Below are 18,817 nucleotides of genomic sequence, written 5' to 3'. Positions count from 1 at the left end.
AGTTCAATAATCGCGCCGCTTGCGAAACGCCCAGCGGCCGGCGAACAGTGTGAAGGTGGCGACCAGCGCCACCAGGATCCAGAAACCCTCGGGATCGCTCGCCAGCGGCACGCCACCGACATTCATGCCGAAGAAACCGGCGATGATGTTGATCGGCAGTGCCAGCACCGTGACCACCGTCAGGGTGAACAGTGTGCGGTTGCTTTGTTCGTTGAGGTTGGCGGCGATTTCTTCCTGCAGCAGCTTGATCCGCTCGCCCAACGCGGTGAGGTCGTTGATGATCAGGGCGAACTCCTCGGTGGATTTGCGCAGCTCCTTGACGTCTTCTTTCTGCAACCATTGCGGCGGGCGATTGAGCAGCCGCAGCAACGACCCCGGTTCCAGCGCCAACAGGCGTTGCAGGCGCACCAGCACTCGGCGTTGGCTGCCCAGTTCGGCGCGGTTGGTCGAGACCCGCGAAGACAGCAACTGGTCCTCGATCTGGTCGACGCTGAGGCTGGTCTTGCGCACGATCTGGGTCAGTACCTCGCCCTGGTCGCGCAGCAGATGCACGAGCAATTCCAGTGGCGAGCGAAAGCTTTCCCCGGCCTTGACCGATGAGCGCAGCTTGTCGACCGAGTGCAAGGGCTGCAACCGTGCGCTGACGATCAGCCGACTGCTCACGCAAACCCATAACGTGGACACATCCGAAGACACCATGTTGCTGAGGTTGAATACGACGTCGTTCACCACCGCGAGCAAGGCCGAATCCACGTGCTCGATGCGGGTCGAGCGCGAGCCTTCGTGCAAGGCTTCGAAGAACTCTTGGGGCAAGGCCAGGTGATTTTTCATCCAGCGCTCGCACGCGGCGTGGGCAAGGTTCAAGTGCAACCAGAGGAATTCATCAGGATCCTGGGGTTGCTGCAGGCTTTGCAGGGCCTGGACTGAACCGATCTCTCGCCCGCGCTCGCCGGGGCGGAAGCTGAATCCGTAGAGCAGGCCGAACAGATCCGGGTCGCGATGGCTTTGGTCGATGCTGTGGTTCATTGAGGCTCGCTGGCGGGGAGTGCCCGTCGCGGCGACAGGTTCACTTGAGCGGCATCATTGCAGGGATTTTTGAAGGTTTTGTGACGGTTGGGCTGTGGCGTCCCGGCCTGGCACAGCTTTACATACGTACGTGAAAAAGCCGCGCAACTTGAAAGTTGGGCGGCTCTTTTCGCGACTGATTAATTATCTTGCTTGTTGCTCAGAACTTTACCAGTGGTGGCGTCAAAGTCTACATCCCATTCTTGACCTTTGGCGTCGCGCAGTTCCACCTCATATTCGTAGCCGTTGAAGTGATTATCCAAATCGGTATCGGTGATGGTCGCGCCCGGGTGCAACTTCAGGGCTTCGGCATTCATCGATTCCAGGGATTTGATCTTGCCTTCCTTTACCAATTGAGGAATCTGGTCGACGCGAACATCAGCCTGGGCAAGGCCAGCGGTGAGGGTCAGGGCAGCAGCGGTGAACAGGGCAGTCAAAGTTTTCATGTTGTATTTCCTTGGTGTCGTCAAAGGGTGAGTCGTTTAAGTGGGTTCAGATTATCTCTGGCAACTTAATTCATCCTTAATTCGAAAAACTTTGTTAAATGCCCTGATCCTGCACTCGCTCAGTAACCGTTCTTCTTCAGTAGTTGCGCCACGGTTCCTGTTTCGGGACGCTTGAAGTACTTGAGCAACTCGCTGGCCCGATTGGTGAAAATGCCATCCACGCCGGCATCCATCACTTTCTTGAAGTCCACCGGCTCATCCACGGTGTAGACATGTACCAGCAAACCCTGGTCGTGGGTGTACTGGTTCATCCACGGTTTCACCAGGTCCGCATAGCTCTGGCTGCCGCCATGGGTCAACGCCGCCGAAGGACCGGTGCCGATGGCGCCGTGGGCCTTGGCGTATTGGACCCATTGTTCGAACTCGGCCTTGTCCTTGGGCTCTTGCTTGGCGTAGTACACGGCTTTGTCGGTTTCCCCGGACTCGCCGAACGTCACTTTGGATTTAGGCTCGATGTTGCCTTCGCCCACCCACAGCAGCAGGATTTTCGGAACCTTCGGCATTTCCTTGTGCAGCAGTTCCAGGCTGCTTTTCTCGAAGGTCTGCAAGACCACTTTGCCTTTGCCCTGGCCCACGCCGAGGGCGCGCTTGGCCAGCTTGGAGCCGGATGGGCTCAGCCAGCCTCGGTCCTGCAATTTATCCTTCAGGTCGCGCTCGATGCCGGGAAACAGCTTGGGCTCCTTGGTCTCGATGTACAGCCCTGGCTTTTGCTGAGGGTTGCCCTCGGCGATGTTGATGACTTCGTCCAGCGTAAGGATTTTCAAGCCCACGAAGGAAGGCCGCGCACGGTCCGGGTAGGCCGCGTTGAACCAGCTGCCGGCGTCCAGCGTCTTGAGTTCGGCCATGGTGAAGGCGTTGGCGGTGCTGTCCTTGCGTTCTGGAAACTTGGTCGCGACATCGGTGGTGCGCAGCAGGCTGTCGTCGTGCAAGACGAACAGAACGCCGTCCTTGCTGCGTTGCAGGTCGAGCTCAAGGTAGTCGGCACCCAGGTCGCGGGCCAACTTGTAGGCGGCGGCGGTGGATTCCGGTGCGTCGAACGATGCGCCGCGATGGGCGATGACCGCTGGATGTGGAATGCCCTGACGGTTCGCCAGGGCTTTGGGTTGCGGCGCCTCGGCGGCATGTGTCGGACCGAGTCCGAGCAACAGGCTCAACATCAGGGCGCTACGAGTAAAGGTGAGGGGCATGCTCGAGATCCTTTCGCAGGTTTCTGTAAACCTCTCTTTTAACAACTGAACGCTGCGGACGCTATCGCCATACCGACATTGATCTGCGTAAAGCAGATTTTTCCCACGCCACTAGCTCACAATAACGGTCGATCAGCCAGCATCATCGTGACTGACACACCGCCATCGCGAGCAGGCTCGCTCCCACAAGGAATTGGTGCTCAACAACGAAGGTGTGACCACCGGGGAATAGTGTGGGAGCGAGCTTGCTCGCGATAGCGGTGGACCAGCCAGCATCATCGTGACCCGGCACGCCGCCATCGCGAGCAAGCTCGCTCCCACTAGGAATTGGTACTCAACAACGAAGGTGTGACCACCGGGAATAGTGTGTGGGAGCGAGCCTGCTCGCGATAGCGGTGGATCAGCCAGCATCATCGTGACTGACACACCGCCATCGGGAGCAAGCTCGCTCCCACTAGGAATTGGTACTGACCAATGACTGCGTGCAGCCCGGGGAATAGTGTGGGAGCGAGCCTGCTCGCGATAGCGGTGGATCAGCCAGCATCATCGTGACTGACACACCGCCATCGCAAGCTCGCCCACACTGGTTTTGAGGCCGATATCAAGTCTGGCGTTGGAAGGCATAGTCCCGTTCGACTTTGCACACCCTCGTCTGGCAATGGGCATACCAGGTCGCGCGGCCTCGCTCACGGATCGCGCTGTGTTCGGGATGCTGCTTCCACGCCAGGATTGCAGCTTCATCGCGCCAATAGGACACGGTGATTCCCAGGCCGTCGTCGCCACGGGCTGATTCGATGCCGAGAAATCCGGGTTGCTCCTGGACAAGGTTCAACATGTGCTCGGCGGCTTCGGCGTAGCCTTGGTCTGCGGCGGTACGCAGGGAAGTGAAAATCACGGCGTAATAATGGGCGCTCATGGCGTTTGCTCCGCGCAGGCTTCGACAAACGCGCTTACCAGCGGAGGCACGCGGCCTTCCAATGCTGCGCGTTCAGGCTGGAACAGCGTCGCGACAAAAAACGGATGGCCTTGAAGTTCAACCGCTCGCAGGCCGCCGTCCGAATCCCGGGCAACGGCGTGCAGCCGCTGATTCAACAAATCCTTTTCCAAATCCGGGTTGACGCCGAAACGGCAATGGTAGCCCTCTGATACCGTCCGGCGGCCGTAAGCCTTGGCAATCAACGACTCCGCATCGAGTTGAAGGCTGTCGATGGTTTCCACCAGCGCACAGCTCAGCGGCGTCAACAGTGCCCGTTCAGCTTCGGGAGAAGTTTCGCCGTGGACGGCGTCGGCCCAGCCCATCACGTTGCGGGCGTATTCCAGCACCGCATGCTGAAAACCGCCGCAGGTGCCGAGGAAAGGCCGATGCTGTTCGCGGGCAAAACGAATGGCCCGTAAGGCCCCTTCTTCATGTTGGTACGGGCTGCCGGGTACGCACCAGACACCGTCGAAATCCTCCAGCACGGCGGTGTTGGTGATGTGCGACGTTCCCAGCCATTGAAACCGGATTTCATGGCTGGTTTGCTTGCTCGCGAGCTCGAATGCGAGGGGGATCGCCCGGTGGGCGGTGATTTGAGGGTCGTGATCGCCGATCAGGGCGATGTTTAAAGGACGTTGTTTATCCATGGGAGGCTCGCCGCTTGTTGATTCCTGGTGGCCACTATAGATTGGCGTTCACGCAATCAATATTGGCGTTCACCCAAGTGATCAATGCAGCGGCGCACTATCGTCTGGACTACCCCGATCTATCCCTGATCCTCGCGCTGGTCCGTGGCGGCTCGCTGTCCCGGGCCGCTCGCCTCCTGCAGGTGGACGTGTCCACGGTGTTTCGTTCGGTACGTCGGCTGGAGGCGGCCTTGGGCCTGCCCTTGTTTGAAAAAAGCCGCTCTGGATATTTGCCCACGAGCCTGGCCCAGGCGTTGGCCGAACAAGCCGAGCGCGCCGAGCAGGCGTTGGAGGCGGCGCGAGTGGGCGTGGAGCAGGGCGGTGAGGTGATCAGCGGGACGGTACGCCTGACCTGCAGCGACTCAGTCCTGCAAACGTTGTTGCTGCCGGCGCTGGCGCGTTTCATGCCCGCTTATCCGGCGTTGAGTCTTGAGTTGAGCACTTCGAACGACTTCGCCAACCTCAGCCGCCGCGATGCCGACATTGCGTTGCGACTGACCCGTACACCGCCGGAACACCTGGTCGGTCGCAACCTGGGCCATGTGGCTTACCGGGTATGCGCCGGCGCTACGTATCTTCGCGCGGCGAATGCGGATGACCTGGCCGCCATGACCTGGATCGCACCGGACGATTTCCTCCCCGACCACCCCACGGTGGCCTGGCGTCGCCAGCATCTACCCGGCGTAGTGCCTGCCTATCGCTGCAACAGCATGCTGTCGGTCACCGAACTGGTGAGGGCAGGTCTGGGGATTGCGGCACTGCCTGACTTTCTGATCAATGAAGATGAAGGACTGATCCCACTTGGCGAACCGTTGAAGGGCTATGACACGGCTTTGTGGCTCCTGACCCGACCGGACTGCCGGGCCCTGCGCTCGGTGGTGACCTTGTTCGATGAATTGGGGCGCAATTTGCGGTGGGGCTGAGGTTCAGGCTTGGTACCGATTCAGGAACATGTCGAGGGCCGATTCGATCACGTGGGTCTGTTCCTCCTGGGTCAGGCTCGGTTGCCCCATCGACACCTGTGGCCAGAACGCAAACGTCTTGAGCAACCCGTGCATCTGTTGGGCGGCAAATGCCGGCTCCACGGGTTTCAAGCGGCCATCGGCCTGGGCTTGGCGAATCCAGGCAGCCAGGCCTTCCTCGCGCTGCCCCATGCGCGACACCATGTCCTGGGCTCGCTCCGGGGAATGAATGGTTGCGGCGATGGCGATGCGCGCCAGGTCGAGAAAATTCTCGTTCGCCAGCAATTGCAGTTTGGCTTGCAGCAACGTTTGAAGCTGCTCCCGTAGCGGCGTTTGCGGGCTGTAGGGCATGTCCTGTTCTGCGGTGATGCTGTTCCATAACCGATTCAGGATTTCGGCAAACAGTTCTTCCTTGCTTGGGAAGTGGTTGTACACCGTGCGCTTCGACACGCCTGCCGTCGCCGCGATCTTGTCCATGCTGGTGATTTCGAAACCGCTGTTGCGGAATTCAGCAATCGCGGCCTGGAGAATGGCTTCGCGTTTTCGCTCGGTAAGGCGCTGCGGTGCGGTCATGGGCAGTTCGTCGGCAAAGGAAAATTACACTCGGTAGTTTACTTGCTCTTTCGATTCATGCAATCTGGAAACTACACCGAGTGGTGTAGTTTTGAATAAGGCGGCTGAGGGTACATGCAACGGCCATTCAGCGTCCCGCAACGGCGAAGCGCATACGTGCGGACGCCCTTGGAGTTATCGCACCATGACCCATCCCTCTTGTTCGACCAACCATCCTCCTGCCCATGAGTCCTCGCGGCAAGACCAGGGCAAATATCGCAACCATGCCTTCACGCCGCGTGAAGGATTTGGCACGACCCTGCGCATCATCTGGAACATGATTTTCCACAAGCCCCGCTCCACCCGTCCTGCGGGCGCCATCGATGTACAACTGTTGAGTCGAGCCGCGCTGCTGGCCGCGCCGAACCACAGCGCCTTCCGCCTCGGTCATTCCACGGTGCTGCTCAAGCTGCGGGACAAGTTCTGGCTGACCGACCCGGTGTTCTCCGAGCGTGCTTCACCCGTGCAATGGGCAGGCCCGAAGCGTTTTCATCAACCACCCATCAGCCTGGAGGAATTGCCGCCGATCGAAGCGGTGATCCTGTCCCACGATCATTACGACCACCTCGACCATCAAGCCATTCTCAAGCTGGCGGCCAAGACCCGTCACTTCCTGGCGCCCCTGGGCGTGGGCGACACTCTGGTCAAATGGGGCGTCGACGCCGGCAAGGTGCGCCAGTTGGACTGGTGGCAGGGCACCGAGGTGGACGGTATCGATTTCATCGCCACGCCTTCCCAACATTTTTCCGGTCGAGGCCTGTTCGACAGCAACAGCACCTTGTGGGCCTCATGGGTAATAATCGATGGCGACACGCGAATCTTCTTTAGCGGCGACACCGGTTACTTCGAAGGTTTCAAGCGCATCGGCGAGCAATACGGCCCTTTTGACCTGACGCTGATGGAAACCGGCGCCTATAACGTGGATTGGCCCCATGTCCATATGCAGCCGGAGCAGACCTTGCAGGCCCATATCGATCTCAAGGGTCGTTGGCTACTGCCAATCCACAACGGCACATTCGACCTGGCGATGCATGCCTGGTACGAGCCTTTCAATCGCATCCTGGCCCTGGCCGGGGAACGCAACGTTTGTATCACCACGCCGCAAATGGGCGAAGCCTTCACCCTGACGCAACCGCAACGTGGCCGTGCCTGGTGGCTGGATGTGGAACCCTCGGCGTACCAGGACCAAGCGGGTATCGCCTAGCACTTGCACAAACGGTGTTATTCGATCATCGCGTAATCAGGCCGCCCCATCGGGTCCGGCGTCGCACCCTTGATGTTCATGCCGCGCCCCGGTGCGAAGCCGGGGAAGAACACCAGGCCCTCGGCCTCCAGGCGAAAGGCCAGGGCCAAGCGGGTCACATCGAGCAACTCGCCACCAGCCTCGAAGCGGCGGATAGCCTGGACCGATACACCGGATTGCCGGGACAGCTCCTCGACACTCCAGCCCAGCATGGCTCGGGCCTGCGCACTGTGGGCGGGGGTGAATTGATAGACAGCGATGCGTTCCAGGGTGGTTTTGATTGCGAGAGAGGCCATGGGGTGCTCCAAAGCTATAGGATTCGAAAATACTGTGTTTTTGTACAGTTGTTTTGAGTCCCGATCAATCTCATTTTTTTGATCAATGACCGGCGGTCATCTCCAGCCAGGTGCTCGGAGCATGGCCGAGCGTCCGGCGAAACATGGTGGAAAACGCCGCTGGGCTGTCATCGCCCAGGTCCAGGGCAATGGGTTTACGCAGGCTCGTACGGGCCTTCAGCCGGATCAGTCTTCAGCCAACCCCGGCGCTTCCCGAATAATGAAGTGATCCAGGTTCTCGATATTGGCACTGAACACCCCGAACGTTTCTTCGGGGTTCTTCTTGCTCGGCACCTGCCTCAACTCGGGCGTGACGCCATAAAAGAAGCAATACAACGGCGCATCACTGTCGATGGCGTGCTTGATCTCTGCCAGGAACGCCTTGCGCTTGCGGTAGTTGTCGATCAGCTTCTTGCTCAGGTAAACGTTGACCGAGTAAGGCTTCTTCTTCGCCTCGTCCGGCTGCTTGAACCAGACCTTTGCTTCGAAATCGATGCGAAAGCTCAGGGTGTAATCCTTGATCTCCTTGATCTTGCCCCAGTAAATCAAGCCCTTGTTGTCCTGCAAATACTCGATCTTCTTGAAGAACGATCCGTAGGGCGCCGTGTGCTCGCCAATCTTCAACGGCATGCGCTTGAGCAGGTCCTTGTTATCGAAATTCGAAACGAAACATTCCACGGGGTGGGCGAAGACACTGGTTTTGTCCGGTGTTGAATCCTGCGCGGAATGAGCGTTATCACCGTGGGAAGATACGGATGAGAGCGTAGGCCGATTCGCTTCAACGTTGTCAGACGGGGCGGACGGCTTGCGCACGTACTGACGCCGAGTCAGTAACAACTCCGACGGAAAATGCTCCTCGCGGTCGTCATCTGCTTCAACGCTTTGCGCATCAAGCCCTGGCATTTTCGGACTGACATAAGGGCAGCCCTCGATATGCCGGGTAGTGGGCTGGTTCTTGAAATGCGGCGTGCGGATGTAATTGACGTTCTTGGCATTGAACGTCGTCAGCCGATTCCCCTCATCAAACGCCGCCCGACAGGCATCGTTGGGGCACTGAAAGCGCTCCTTGGCCGAATCGAAGGCCATGGTCTCGTCGAAATTCAGGTCCCGAACGTCATAGATCGAAAGCTTGGCATCGAGGCTGAGGCAATAGGCGGTGTCGAATTTCATCGGGGCTCGGGTCCGTGAGAGGAAGTGTATTAATACCGAAGGACGTGGCGGGCTGCACCCAAAGTTTCAACCCACCAAAGAACTCCTGTGGGAGCGAGCCTGCTCGCGATTCCCAAACCCAACCCAACCATCAAGCCTGCCGCCCACCTGTGCCCTGACATCAACCCGTGGCGAGGGAGCTTGCTCCCGCTGGGCTGCGAAGCGGCCCCTTTTCCGGTCCCAGATTGACGTAATCGGTATCATAATACCGGTTATGGCCTGACCTTCCGGATAACCGGCATTATATTGCCGAAACAACAAATAGAATTGCGATGAAAGAGAACACGGGTGAACGACGCAGGGCGATCATTGACGACATCGTCATGCAACATGTGACAGGGACCCAAACCCTGGGAACCTCTATTCGCCGGCTGAGACTTGAGGTTACTGGTCTCGACCAAGAGACCTTCGCAGTTATGTGCAAGATGTCGACAAAGGCTCTCTACCAGATCGAAAAGGACAAGGGTAATCCGAGCATCAGCACCCTCGACGCGATCCTGAGAAAGTTTGGACTGCGCTTGGGGTTGATGGCTGCTGTACCTCTTTACACGCCGCCACCCCGACCGCAAAAACCGGACCCCAAAGCGCCCGCTCGCGGCGCCAACCCTAAACGAAAGTCCACAGAGCAGCCCGGTAGAGTTGCTACTCTCAGAGCCACTAAAAAGGTAAAGGGTGGCGAGAATGGCCCAGGCGAATGAGCGAAGACGGTGTATGAGCGAACAGGTTCAAGTAACCCTGCACGAAGCGAGGTCCCAGCTCTTACAACTGGGTGCGCGTGCATGGCAGGGCGACAGAGTGGTGATCACCAAGGCCGGCAAGCCTTATCTGGATCTGCTGCCTCATGTCGATACACCGCAGGCGCGCAAGCCTGGGCGGTTAAAGGGGCAGATTCGGATGCCGGCGGATTTCGACCGCACCCCTGAGGACATCCTCAAGGGTTTTGAGTGCCGGCTCTGACTGTAGGTAAATCCTCTTGATCTGAGATTTCAGCAGATACCTCAGCCATGCACGCCTCGTCGAACTCTCGCATGGTGACCTCGTTGATAGCGCCGATTTTCAGCAGCGCTTCGGCCGAGCTGTGAATCGACTCGAAGGCCTCACTTCTTATCTTTTTCGTCATTACATATCCCCATCAATTCTTTTCTATCAACAGACGCTGAAGCTCTCAGAGCCTACACCCGTGGCGAGGGAGCTTGCTCCCGCTGGGCTGCGCAGCAGCCCCAATTCAATATTCCCAACAAAAAAACCGCCGCCCGAACACGGACGGCAGCTAATGATTGAATACTCAAAACCCTCGCAAAATCCGAGAAGCTTTCCGCCACCAAGAGACTCATGCTGACTAAACGGATCATCCACCAGCACCGCCGGCATATCCCGCAAGCGAATCCATGGCTCATCCTGCCAGTTCAGCATGCAGAGCGACATCCTCGGCCAATCCAACACGCTCAATTTAGGCCGTTCCACCTTATGGGAGTAGCGTTCATCCCGCAGGGTTGGCACCACCTGATGCGTGACCCACTCACGCAGCAACCGATACTCAGGGCAGTAGTGATAAACCAGTAACGCTAGACGCCCGACTCGCTCAGCATCAGATGCTCTTCGGTCAAGCCGTGGACATGCACGAGCATGATCCGGCGCTGGGCAGGATCAAGCTTTCGGGTCATGCGCTCATCGAGGTGCTTGCTCATCAAACGCCCCAAATCGGAGGCGCTGAACCAAGCCTGGTTTTGAATGTAAAAAACCCCGCTTTCACGGGGTTTTCAGTGACGCATGCAGCCTAGGATTTTCCTTTCGAATCAATCCCAGCTCAAAGCCCCACCCGTTTGATACTCAATCACGCGCGTCTCAAAGAAGTTCTTCTCTTTCTTCAAGTCCATGATCTCGCTCATCCAAGGGAACGGATTCGTCGTGCCCGGATACTCTTCCTTCAAGCCAATCTGCGACAGACGACGGTTGGCGATGAACTTGAGGTAGTCCTCCATCATCGCCGCGTTCATGCCCAGCACGCCGCGAGGCATGGTGTCGCGGGCGTATTCGATTTCCAGTTGGGTCCCTTGCAGGATCATCTGGGTCGCTTCTTCCTTCATCTCGGCGTCCCACAGGTGTGGGTTTTCGATTTTGATCTGGTTGATCACGTCGATGCCGAAGTTCAGGTGCATGGATTCGTCGCGCAGGATGTACTGGAACTGCTCGGCGACGCCGGTCATTTTGTTGCGGCGGCCCATGGACAGGATCTGGGTGAAGCCGCAGTAGAAGAAGATGCCTTCCAGAACGCAGTAGTAGGCGATCAGGTTGCGCAGCAGCTCTTTGTCGGTTTCCGGGGTGCCGGTTTCGAACTTCGGATCGGAGATCGAACGGGTGTATTTCAGGCCCCAGGCGGCTTTCTTCGCGACCGATGGGATCTCGTGGTACATGTTGAAGATTTCGCCTTCATCCATGGCCAGCGATTCGATGCAGTACTGGTAGGCGTGGGTGTGGATCGCCTCTTCGAACGCCTGGCGCAGGATGTACTGGCGGCATTCCGGGTTGGTGATCAGGCGGTACACGGCCAGGACCAGGTTGTTGGCAACCAGGGAGTCGGCGGTAGAGAAGAAGCCCAGGTTGCGCATTACGATGCGGCGTTCGTCGTCGGTCAGGCCTTCCGGGTTTTTCCAGAGGGCGATGTCGGCGGTCATGTTGACTTCTTGCGGCATCCAGTGGTTTGCGCAGCCGTCCAGGTACTTCTGCCAGGCCCAGTCGTATTTGAATGGCACGAGCTGGTTGAGGTCGGCGCGGCAGTTGATCATGCGCTTTTCATCGACGGCGACACGGGCGGAGGCGCCTTCGAGTTCGGCGAGGCCTTCGGCGACGTCGAGTTTGTCGAGGGCCGCCTTGGCGCGAATGATCGCGGCCGAGTCGCTGGCCGTCACGGCGCGGGCTTCGAGGGCGGCGGCACCGCCGGCGCTGTCGAGGCGGTCCATGTTGGCTTCAGAAGCGTGGCCGGCGTTGGCGCCTTTTACGGCAACTTCGCCGTCTTCTTTGTCGAATTCGTCCCAGCTCAGCATGACGTGTCGTCTCCTGCGTGAGGGCCAGATGCCCGATAAGGCCTACTGGCCGCGGTGGATCTTGAAAAATCGTTTGTTGCAGCAGCTGACGCAGGCAATAAACAGAAAAATGTACGGGTCATTCCGGAGCGGCGGTAGAGAGGGAAGGCGATTGCCCCCTGCGTTGGCTCCAGGCTGGCGTGATCCCTGTAAGGGAATATTGCAGGCCCGTTTAAGGCGGCATTATAAGGACTTTTTTGCCTACGTGGTGCGGCGAAATAGCTCACGGGAGGGGTGGTGAGGGGCGTATCCGCATGGGAGCGCGGGTTTACAAGGCTTTGGCCGCTGAAGTTTTTTTTCGCATGGATAGGGCGACGACTTTTTTTGATCACAAAATGATCGTTTTTTGCCGTTTTGCACTACATGTTGTGTTTTCTGGCGCTTTTTGGTGGCTCCAGACACAACCAGGCCCGATCGGTATCGGGCCGTGGGATTGCTGGTTGTGATCAGCTGTCGGAACAACCGTTGCCCAGGACGCGGTAGCGCAGGATGTGGCGTTGGCCCTTGGAGTCTTCGTATTCCATTGTTGCCGGGACCACTTCGCAAACGTTCGGGATCGTGCTCATGGAAAGGACCTTGGCAATGTCCAAGTGGCTGGAGTAGGTGTACTCCTCGATAGCCGGTTTTTGCTGCGCGAGATCGGTCGGGGTTTCGTCAGCCATCGCGGTGGTGCAGAGGCTGCCGAGGACCAGAACCCATAAAGCTTTCATCTGTATTTCACCTTTGTTGAGGTCGAGTGGGGGCACGCAGCCTTTTTGGGGCTGCGTGTGGAGCGAGTTTTGGAAGTTGGATCAACGGCCTTCGTGGGGGCTGTGTTGCGTCAATCGTGTTTGCCGGTTGGCGAGGTGGATTTTAGAAGTTGGGGGCGGGGGCAAACAGACTCGGTTTTGATAAACACTGTTGGTTGATCTGGTAACAATCGGCTGACTTTTCGTTGGATCGATGATGGCTGACCCAGCGCCTTCGCGAGCAGGCTTGCTCGCCACATGAAGATATCTTCAAGTGCGTTTGCCAGTTAGTACCGACATTTTGTAGGGACTTGTTACTACCATCGTCGAATGGTTCTATAGGCCCGCCCCGGGCTACAACGGGATCATACAAAAACAACTATTGTCACCGAGGTAAGAAAGATGAGTGCGGCTTCTGTGTATCCCGTTCGTCCCGAGGTAGCGGCCAATACGCTGACTGACGAGGCGACCTACAAGGCCATGTACCAGCAGTCGGTCGTCAACCCGGACGGCTTCTGGCGCGAGCAGGCCAAGCGCCTCGATTGGATCAAGCCTTTCACCACGGTGAAGCAGACTTCTTTCGACGACCACCATGTCGACATCAAGTGGTTTGCCGATGGCACCTTGAACGTTTCCTATAACTGCCTCGACCGACACCTGGCCGAGCGCGGCGATCAAGTCGCGATCATCTGGGAAGGCGACGATCCTTCCGAGAGCCGCAATATCACCTATCGCGAGCTGCACGAAGAAGTCTGCAAGTTCGCCAACGCCTTGCGCGGGCAGGACGTGCATCGTGGCGACGTGGTGACCATCTACATGCCGATGATCCCCGAGGCCGTGGTCGCGATGCTGGCCTGTACCCGCATCGGTGCGATTCACTCGGTGGTGTTCGGCGGCTTCTCTCCTGAAGCACTGGCCGGCCGGATCATCGACTGCAAATCCAAAGTGGTGATCACCGCCGACGAAGGCATTCGTGCTGGCAAGAAAATCCCGCTCAAGGCGAACGTCGACGATGCGCTGACCAATCCGGAAACCAGCAGCATCCAGAAAGTCATCGTGTGCAAGCGCACGGCGGGCAACATCAAGTGGAACCAGCACCGCGACATCTGGTACGAGGACCTGATGAAGGTCGCCGGCACCGTATGCGCGCCGAAGGAAATGGGCGCCGAAGAGGCCCTGTTCATCCTCTACACCTCCGGTTCCACCGGCAAGCCCAAGGGCGTGCAGCACACCACGGCTGGCTACTTGTTGTACGCCGCGCTGACCCATGAGCGGGTGTTCGACTACAAGCCAGGCGAGATCTACTGGTGCACCGCCGACGTGGGCTGGGTCACCGGCCACAGCTACATCGTCTATGGCCCGCTGGCCAACGGCGCGACCACGGTGCTGTTCGAAGGCGTGCCGAACTACCCGGACATCACCCGGGTGGCCAAGGTGATCGACAAGCACAAGGTCAATATTCTCTACACCGCGCCTACCGCCATTCGCGCGATGATGGCCTCTGGCACCGCCGCCGTCGAAGGCGCCGATGGCAGCAGCCTGCGCCTGCTGGGTTCGGTGGGCGAGCCAATCAACCCGGAAGCGTGGGATTGGTACCACAAGAATGTCGGCAAGGAGCGTTGCCCGATCGTCGATACCTGGTGGCAGACCGAAACGGGCGGTGTGCTGATCAGCCCGTTGCCAGGCGCTACGGCGCTGAAGCCAGGTTCCGCTACTCGGCCGTTCTTCGGTGTGGTGCCGGCACTGGTGGACAACCTCGGCAACCTGGTCGAAGGCGCTGCCGAAGGCAACCTGGTGATCCTCGATTCGTGGCCAGGCCAGGCGCGTACCCTGTACGGCGACCATGACCGTTTTGTCGATACCTATTTCAAGACCTTCAGCGGCATGTATTTCACCGGCGACGGTGCGCGTCGCGACGAGGACGGCTACTACTGGATCACCGGCCGGGTGGATGACGTACTCAACGTGTCGGGTCACCGCATGGGCACCGCCGAGATCGAGAGCGCAATGGTCGCCCACCCGAAAGTCGCCGAAGCGGCGGTCGTGGGTGTGCCGCATGACATCAAGGGGCAGGGCATTTATGTCTACGTCACCCTCAATGCCGGCGAAGAGACCAGCGAGGCCCTGCGCCTGGAACTGAAGAACTGGGTGCGCAAGGAGATCGGTCCGATTGCCTCGCCGGATGTCATTCAGTGGGCGCCGGGCCTGCCGAAGACCCGTTCCGGCAAGATCATGCGCCGCATTCTGCGCAAGATTGCCACGGCGGAATACGACGGTTTGGGTGATATTTCCACCCTGGCCGATCCGGGTGTGGTGGCGCACCTGATCGAGACGCACAAGACCATGAACGTCGCCTGACGGTCGCATGTAGTACCCAAGAGCCCCGCCCGGTATTTGCCGGGTGGGGTTTTTTTATGGGCGCGCTGGGAGGGCTTGAAGTGTGGTGCCTTTGTGGCGAGGGAGCTTGCTCCCGCTCGGCTGCGCAGCAGTCGTAAACCGGTCAATGCGGTATGCCTGAACAAACGCGGTGCCTGGCTTTTGGGGCTGCTGCGCAGCCCAGCGGGAGCAAGCTCCCTCGCCACGGGTTTGATGGATGAATAAATATCGGCGTTCAATGTAAGAAGCGTCGGAACGTTACCGGTGTTTCGAAATGTGTAACCAAAGGCGCCACAACGGGGCGATGTGAAACGCCAAGCCCCGTCGCAGGGCGTTTTCACGCATCTCGAAAAACAAGCCGACACGCTGTGCTTGCCGGATTAGAAGGGTTTGCCAATAATGGGCCCGCTATTTGCAGCATGGATCGGTTCCCTTTCCTTTGCTCTTGCATGTATTTGCGGGGCTGTCAATGTGCTCGAACAGCTTTCTCGGTGCTTCTGTAATTTGTTGTCGCATTGAAGAAATATCGGCTTCGGGCCTGTCGTTAGAATGCCGATCACTCGCTCGTCGTGGCCTGCGTTGAATAAAATGCGCGCTTGTCGGACGCAGCACCAAAGTTCGTTCCACCCATTCGCATATTGGGCTGTTGCTCACTCTGCCGTTTTCGCCCTTTACCGATGGAGTCCCAAGATGAAGAAACTTGTGCTGCTTGGCGCCCTGGCACTGTCCGTGCTGTCCCTGCCGACCTTCGCTGATGAGAAGCCCCTGAAAATCGGTATCGAAGCCGCTTACCCTCCGTTTGCCTCCAAGGCTCCGGACGGCAGCATCGTCGGCTTCGACTACGACATCGGCAATGCGCTGTGTGAAGAGATGAAGGTCAAGTGCGTGTGGGTCGAGCAAGAGTTCGACGGCCTGATTCCGGCGCTCAAGGTACGCAAGATCGACGCGATCCTGTCGTCGATGTCGATCACTGAAGATCGCAAGAAATCCGTTGATTTCACCAACAAGTACTACAACACCCCGGCCCGTCTGGTGATGAAGGCCGGCACCCAGGTCAGCGACGGCCTGGCCGAGCTCAAGGGCAAGAACATTGGCGTGCAGCGCGGTTCGATTCACGAGCGTTTCGCACGTGAAGTCCTGGCCCCGCTGGGTGCCGAGATCAAGCCGTACGGTTCGCAGAACGAGATCTACCTGGACGTCTCCGCCGGTCGCCTCGACGGCACCGTGGCCGACGCCACGCTGTTGGATGACGGTTTCCTGAAGACTGACGCGGGCAAAGGCTTTGCGTTTGTTGGCCCGGCCTTCACCGATGTCAAATACTTCGGTGACGGCGTGGGTATCGCGGTTCGCAAGGGTGACGCGTTGAAAGACAAGATCAACACTGCAATCGCTGCCATTCGCGAGAACGGCAAGTACAAGCAGATCCAGGATAAATACTTCGCCTTCGACATCTACGGCAAGTAACACGTCCCGCCACTGCGGCGAAATGGCGCAAGCAACAGGATTTCTGCGGTTTGCGCCATTTTTTCATCCCACTTTCGAGGACCTGAATCATGTTGAAAGGCTACGGGGCTGTCATCCTCGATGGCGCATGGTTGACGCTTCAGCTCGCCTTGTCGTCCATGGCCCTGGCCATCGTCCTGGGGTTGATTGGTGTCGCGCTGCGCCTCTCGCCGGTGCGTTGGCTGGCGTGGCTGGGCGACCTGTATTCGACGGTAATCCGCGGCATTCCGGACCTGGTGTTGATCCTGCTGATTTTCTATGGCGGCCAGGACTTGCTCAACCGCGTGGCGCCGATGCTTGGCTATGACGACTACATCGACCTGAATCCGCTGGCGGCCGGTATCGGCACCCTGGGTTTTATCTTCGGCGCGTACCTGTCGGAAACCTTCCGCGGCGCGTTCATGGCCATCCCCAAGGGCCAGGCGGAGGCGGGCATGGCGTACGGCATGAGTGGGTTCCAGGTGTTTTTCCGGGTGATGGTGCCGCAGATGATCCGACTGGCGATCCCGGGCTTCACCAACAACTGGTTGGTACTGACCAAGGCCACCGCGCTGATTTCCGTGGTGGGCCTGCAAGACATGATGTTCAAGGCCAAGCAGGCGGCGGATGCCACCCGCGAGCCTTTCACCTTCTTCCTCGCAGTGGCGGCGATGTACCTGGTGATCACCAGCGTTTCGTTGCTGGCATTGCGTCATCTTGAGAAGCGCTACTCGGTAGGCGTAAGGGCGGCTGATCTATGATCTTCGACTACAACGTCATCATTGAAGCCTTGCCGTTGTACTTCAACGGCTTGCTGACCACCCTGAAGCTGTTGGCCTTGTCGCTGTTCTTCGGCCTGTTAGCGGCGCTGCCCCTGGGGCTGATGCGGGTGTCCAAGCAGCCGGTCGTCAACATGACGGCGTGGCTCTACACCTATGTGATTCGCGGCACGCCGATGCTGGTGCAGTTGTTCCTGATCTATTACGGGCTGGCGCAGTTCGCTGTCGTGCGCGAAAGCTTCCTCTGGCCGTGGCTGTCCAGCGCGACGTTCTGTGCGTGCCTGGCGTTCGCCATCAATACCAGCGCCTACACCGCCGAAATCATCGCCGGCAGCCTGCGGGCCACGCCCAACGGTGAGATCGAGGCGGCCAAGGCGATGGGTATGTCGCGCTACAAGCTGTATCGCCGGATCCTGCTGCCCTCGGCCCTGCGCCGGGCGCTGCCGCAATACAGCAACGAAGTGATCATGATGCTGCAGACCACCAGTCTCGCGTCCATCGTCACCTTGATCGACATCACTGGTGCCGCGCGCACGGTGAATGCGCAGTACTACTTGCCGTTCGAGGCCTACATCACGGCCGGCGTGTTCTACCTGTGCCTGACCTTCATCCTGGTGCGCCTGTTCAAGCTGGCCGAGCGCCGCTGGCTGGGTTACCTGGCCCCGCGCAAGCACTGATAACGCATCGATCCGATCGACTGCTCAACGATTGACGTTTTGTGAGAACCGACCGCATGTACAAGCTTGAAGTCCAAGACCTGCATAAACGCTATGGCAGTCACGAAGTGCTCAAGGGCGTGTCCTTGAAAGCCGCCGCCGGCGATGTGATCAGCATCATCGGCTCCAGTGGCTCCGGCAAGAGTACCTTTCTGCGTTGCATCAACCTGCTTGAGCAACCCCATGCCGGCAAGATCTTGCTCAACAACGAAGAGTTGAAGCTGGTAGCAGGCAAGGACGGCGCCATGAAGGCCGCGGACCCAAAGCAACTGCAGCGCATGCGTTCGCGGTTGTCGATGGTGTTCCAGCACTTCAACTTGTGGTCCCACATGACCGCCCTGGAAAACATCATGGAAGCGCCGGTGCATGTATTGGGCGTGGCCAAGGCCGAAGCGCGGGAGAAGGCCGAGCACTACCTGAACAAGGTCGGCGTGGCCCATCGCAAGGACGCCTACCCAGGCCACATGTCCGGCGGCGAGCAGCAGCGCGTGGCGATCGCCCGGGCCCTGGCGATGGAGCCGGAGGTGATGCTGTTCGATGAGCCGACTTCGGCCCTCGACCCTGAATTGGTGGGCGACGTGCTCAAAGTGATGCAGGCGTTGGCGCAGGAAGGCCGGACCATGGTGGTGGTGACTCATGAAATGGGCTTTGCCCGCGAAGTGTCGAACCAGTTGGTATTCCTGCACAAAGGCATCGTTGAAGAAAGCGGCAACCCACGGGAAGTGCTGGTCAACCCGCAATCGGAGCGCCTGCAACAATTTCTGTCGGGCAGCCTCAAGTAATCGCTCCCGTTACGCACCGGATTGGATCATGCTGCGCGCCATGCGCCAGATGGTCTAGTTTGGTTGCAGCCGCTTTCGGCTTTAACACTG

19 protein-coding genes and 2 pseudogenes are annotated in these 18,817 nt (G+C 58.7%); 9 read left to right on the top strand and 12 right to left on the bottom strand.

Annotated elements, in window-relative coordinates; genetic code table 11:
- Positions 1–3 precede the first annotated feature (3 nt).
- From J3P81_RS18715 to J3P81_RS18695, 5 genes are all read right to left on the bottom strand, one after another.
- Positions 4–1,026, bottom strand: coding sequence for a transporter (locus J3P81_RS18715; protein WP_434560257.1), 1,023 nt, complete (start codon positions 1,024–1,026; stop codon positions 4–6).
- A gap of 179 nt (positions 1,027–1,205) precedes the next feature.
- The gene (locus tag J3P81_RS18710; RefSeq protein ID WP_420765179.1) at positions 1,206–1,511 is read right to left on the bottom strand and encodes a PepSY domain-containing protein; all 306 of its coding nucleotides are present in this window, start codon (positions 1,509–1,511) and stop codon (positions 1,206–1,208) included.
- 119 nt (positions 1,512–1,630) lie between these two features.
- Positions 1,631–2,758: a glycerophosphodiester phosphodiesterase gene (locus tag J3P81_RS18705; RefSeq protein ID WP_434560255.1), complete on the bottom strand. Its 1,128-nt coding sequence runs from the start codon at positions 2,756–2,758 to the stop codon at positions 1,631–1,633.
- Positions 2,759–3,359: 601 nt separating this feature from the next.
- Complete coding sequence (locus tag J3P81_RS18700) at positions 3,360–3,674, bottom strand: antibiotic biosynthesis monooxygenase family protein (RefSeq protein WP_434560253.1); 315 nt, start codon at positions 3,672–3,674, stop codon at positions 3,360–3,362.
- Positions 3,671–4,381: a CTP synthase C-terminal region-related (seleno)protein gene (locus tag J3P81_RS18695; protein ID WP_434560251.1), complete on the bottom strand. Its 711-nt coding sequence runs from the start codon at positions 4,379–4,381 to the stop codon at positions 3,671–3,673. Before J3P81_RS18695 ends, J3P81_RS18700 begins: the two co-directional genes overlap by 4 nt.
- A 14-nt stretch (positions 4,382–4,395) precedes the next feature.
- Between J3P81_RS18695 and J3P81_RS18690 the strand changes: the two genes are divergently transcribed.
- On the top strand, positions 4,396–5,343 hold the full coding sequence (locus tag J3P81_RS18690; RefSeq protein WP_434560249.1) for a LysR family transcriptional regulator: 948 nt from the start codon (positions 4,396–4,398) through the stop codon (positions 5,341–5,343).
- Positions 5,344–5,346: 3 nt separating this feature from the next.
- Here the strand turns inward: J3P81_RS18690 and J3P81_RS18685 are convergent, their stop codons facing one another.
- Positions 5,347–5,955 carry a TetR/AcrR family transcriptional regulator gene (locus tag J3P81_RS18685; RefSeq protein WP_420767515.1) on the bottom strand — a complete coding sequence of 203 codons (609 nt, stop codon included), beginning with the start codon at positions 5,953–5,955 and terminating at the stop codon, positions 5,347–5,349.
- A 184-nt stretch (positions 5,956–6,139) separates the two neighbouring features.
- Between J3P81_RS18685 and J3P81_RS18680 the strand changes: the two genes are divergently transcribed.
- Positions 6,140–7,198, top strand: coding sequence for an MBL fold metallo-hydrolase (locus tag J3P81_RS18680; protein WP_434560247.1), 1,059 nt, complete (start codon positions 6,140–6,142; stop codon positions 7,196–7,198).
- Between the two features lie 17 nt (positions 7,199–7,215).
- Here the strand turns inward: J3P81_RS18680 and J3P81_RS18675 are convergent, their stop codons facing one another.
- From J3P81_RS18675 to J3P81_RS18665, 3 genes and pseudogenes are all read right to left on the bottom strand, one after another.
- Positions 7,216–7,533, bottom strand: coding sequence for a helix-turn-helix domain-containing protein (locus J3P81_RS18675; protein WP_060740988.1), 318 nt, complete (start codon positions 7,531–7,533; stop codon positions 7,216–7,218).
- Between the two features lie 82 nt (positions 7,534–7,615).
- Positions 7,616–7,723 (bottom strand): annotated as a pseudogene (locus tag J3P81_RS18670) (AraC family transcriptional regulator); the annotation flags it as partial.
- 35 nt (positions 7,724–7,758) lie between these two features.
- Entirely contained in the window at positions 7,759–8,742 is a 984-nt protein-coding gene (locus J3P81_RS18665) for a hypothetical protein (protein ID WP_434560245.1), read from the bottom strand.
- Between the two features lie 311 nt (positions 8,743–9,053).
- Between J3P81_RS18665 and J3P81_RS18660 the strand changes: the two genes are divergently transcribed.
- Positions 9,054–9,479 (top strand): helix-turn-helix transcriptional regulator, encoded by a 426-nt coding sequence (locus tag J3P81_RS18660; protein ID WP_434560243.1) that lies wholly within the window; start codon positions 9,054–9,056, stop codon positions 9,477–9,479.
- A 13-nt stretch (positions 9,480–9,492) separates the two neighbouring features.
- The gene (locus J3P81_RS18655) at positions 9,493–9,738 is read left to right on the top strand and encodes a type II toxin-antitoxin system Phd/YefM family antitoxin (protein ID WP_434560241.1); all 246 of its coding nucleotides are present in this window, start codon (positions 9,493–9,495) and stop codon (positions 9,736–9,738) included.
- 328 nt (positions 9,739–10,066) lie between these two features.
- Here J3P81_RS18655 and J3P81_RS18650 read toward each other — a convergent pair.
- The 3 genes and pseudogenes from J3P81_RS18650 to J3P81_RS18640 form a co-directional block, all read right to left on the bottom strand.
- A pseudogene (locus J3P81_RS18650) lies at positions 10,067–10,514 on the bottom strand (BRO-N domain-containing protein); the annotation flags it as partial.
- Positions 10,515–10,577: 63 nt separating this feature from the next.
- On the bottom strand, positions 10,578–11,825 hold the full coding sequence (locus J3P81_RS18645) for a ribonucleotide-diphosphate reductase subunit beta (protein ID WP_024776511.1): 1,248 nt from the start codon (positions 11,823–11,825) through the stop codon (positions 10,578–10,580).
- Between the two features lie 485 nt (positions 11,826–12,310).
- The gene (locus J3P81_RS18640; protein WP_420767509.1) at positions 12,311–12,574 is read right to left on the bottom strand and encodes a DUF2790 domain-containing protein; all 264 of its coding nucleotides are present in this window, start codon (positions 12,572–12,574) and stop codon (positions 12,311–12,313) included.
- A gap of 420 nt (positions 12,575–12,994) precedes the next feature.
- On the opposite strand from J3P81_RS18640, the gene acs reads away from it, so the two are divergent.
- The 5 genes from acs (at position 12,995) to J3P81_RS18615 (ending at position 18,727) form a co-directional block, all read left to right on the top strand.
- Positions 12,995–14,950 (top strand): acetate--CoA ligase, encoded by a 1,956-nt coding sequence (acs, locus tag J3P81_RS18635; protein ID WP_420767508.1) that lies wholly within the window; start codon positions 12,995–12,997, stop codon positions 14,948–14,950.
- Between the two features lie 708 nt (positions 14,951–15,658).
- Positions 15,659–16,432 (top strand): ABC transporter substrate-binding protein, encoded by a 774-nt coding sequence (locus J3P81_RS18630; RefSeq protein WP_420767507.1) that lies wholly within the window; start codon positions 15,659–15,661, stop codon positions 16,430–16,432.
- A gap of 89 nt (positions 16,433–16,521) precedes the next feature.
- Positions 16,522–17,211: an ABC transporter permease gene (locus J3P81_RS18625; protein ID WP_420767506.1), complete on the top strand. Its 690-nt coding sequence runs from the start codon at positions 16,522–16,524 to the stop codon at positions 17,209–17,211.
- Positions 17,208–17,906: an ABC transporter permease gene (locus J3P81_RS18620; RefSeq protein ID WP_420767505.1), complete on the top strand. Its 699-nt coding sequence runs from the start codon at positions 17,208–17,210 to the stop codon at positions 17,904–17,906. The genes J3P81_RS18625 and J3P81_RS18620 overlap by 4 nt, the downstream gene beginning before the upstream one ends.
- A 56-nt stretch (positions 17,907–17,962) precedes the next feature.
- Entirely contained in the window at positions 17,963–18,727 is a 765-nt protein-coding gene (locus J3P81_RS18615; protein ID WP_434560239.1) for an ABC transporter ATP-binding protein, read from the top strand.
- Positions 18,728–18,817: the final 90 nt, after the last annotated feature.

The organism is Pseudomonas sp. R1-6, assembly GCF_051132115.1.
GTDB lineage: Bacteria > Pseudomonadota > Gammaproteobacteria > Pseudomonadales > Pseudomonadaceae > Aquipseudomonas.
This window is presented reverse-complemented; position numbering and strand designations above follow the sequence as displayed.

Excerpts from the sequence above, each read along its gene's own strand:
- J3P81_RS18675 (WP_060740988.1), bottom strand. The coding sequence starts at position 7,533 with ATGGCCTCTCTCGCAATCAAAACCACCCTGGAACGCATCGCTGTCTAT.
- J3P81_RS18615 (WP_434560239.1), top strand. The coding sequence starts at position 17,963 with ATGTACAAGCTTGAAGTCCAAGACCTGCATAAACGCTATGGCAGTCAC.
- J3P81_RS18685 (WP_420767515.1), bottom strand. The coding sequence starts at position 5,955 with ATGACCGCACCGCAGCGCCTTACCGAGCGAAAACGCGAAGCCATTCTC.
- J3P81_RS18655 (WP_434560241.1), top strand. The coding sequence starts at position 9,493 with ATGAGCGAACAGGTTCAAGTAACCCTGCACGAAGCGAGGTCCCAGCTC.
- J3P81_RS18630 (WP_420767507.1), top strand. The coding sequence starts at position 15,659 with ATGAAGAAACTTGTGCTGCTTGGCGCCCTGGCACTGTCCGTGCTGTCC.
- J3P81_RS18715 (WP_434560257.1), bottom strand. The coding sequence starts at position 1,026 with ATGAACCACAGCATCGACCAAAGCCATCGCGACCCGGATCTGTTCGGC.
- acs (WP_420767508.1), top strand. The coding sequence starts at position 12,995 with ATGAGTGCGGCTTCTGTGTATCCCGTTCGTCCCGAGGTAGCGGCCAAT.
- J3P81_RS18640 (WP_420767509.1), bottom strand. The coding sequence starts at position 12,574 with ATGAAAGCTTTATGGGTTCTGGTCCTCGGCAGCCTCTGCACCACCGCG.
- J3P81_RS18700 (WP_434560253.1), bottom strand. The coding sequence starts at position 3,674 with ATGAGCGCCCATTATTACGCCGTGATTTTCACTTCCCTGCGTACCGCC.
- J3P81_RS18645 (WP_024776511.1), bottom strand. The coding sequence starts at position 11,825 with ATGCTGAGCTGGGACGAATTCGACAAAGAAGACGGCGAAGTTGCCGTA.
- J3P81_RS18620 (WP_420767505.1), top strand. The coding sequence starts at position 17,208 with ATGATCTTCGACTACAACGTCATCATTGAAGCCTTGCCGTTGTACTTC.
- J3P81_RS18710 (WP_420765179.1), bottom strand. The coding sequence starts at position 1,511 with ATGAAAACTTTGACTGCCCTGTTCACCGCTGCTGCCCTGACCCTCACC.
- J3P81_RS18660 (WP_434560243.1), top strand. The coding sequence starts at position 9,054 with ATGAAAGAGAACACGGGTGAACGACGCAGGGCGATCATTGACGACATC.
- J3P81_RS18695 (WP_434560251.1), bottom strand. The coding sequence starts at position 4,381 with ATGGATAAACAACGTCCTTTAAACATCGCCCTGATCGGCGATCACGAC.
- J3P81_RS18680 (WP_434560247.1), top strand. The coding sequence starts at position 6,140 with ATGACCCATCCCTCTTGTTCGACCAACCATCCTCCTGCCCATGAGTCC.
- J3P81_RS18625 (WP_420767506.1), top strand. The coding sequence starts at position 16,522 with ATGTTGAAAGGCTACGGGGCTGTCATCCTCGATGGCGCATGGTTGACG.
- J3P81_RS18705 (WP_434560255.1), bottom strand. The coding sequence starts at position 2,758 with ATGCCCCTCACCTTTACTCGTAGCGCCCTGATGTTGAGCCTGTTGCTC.
- J3P81_RS18665 (WP_434560245.1), bottom strand. The coding sequence starts at position 8,742 with ATGAAATTCGACACCGCCTATTGCCTCAGCCTCGATGCCAAGCTTTCG.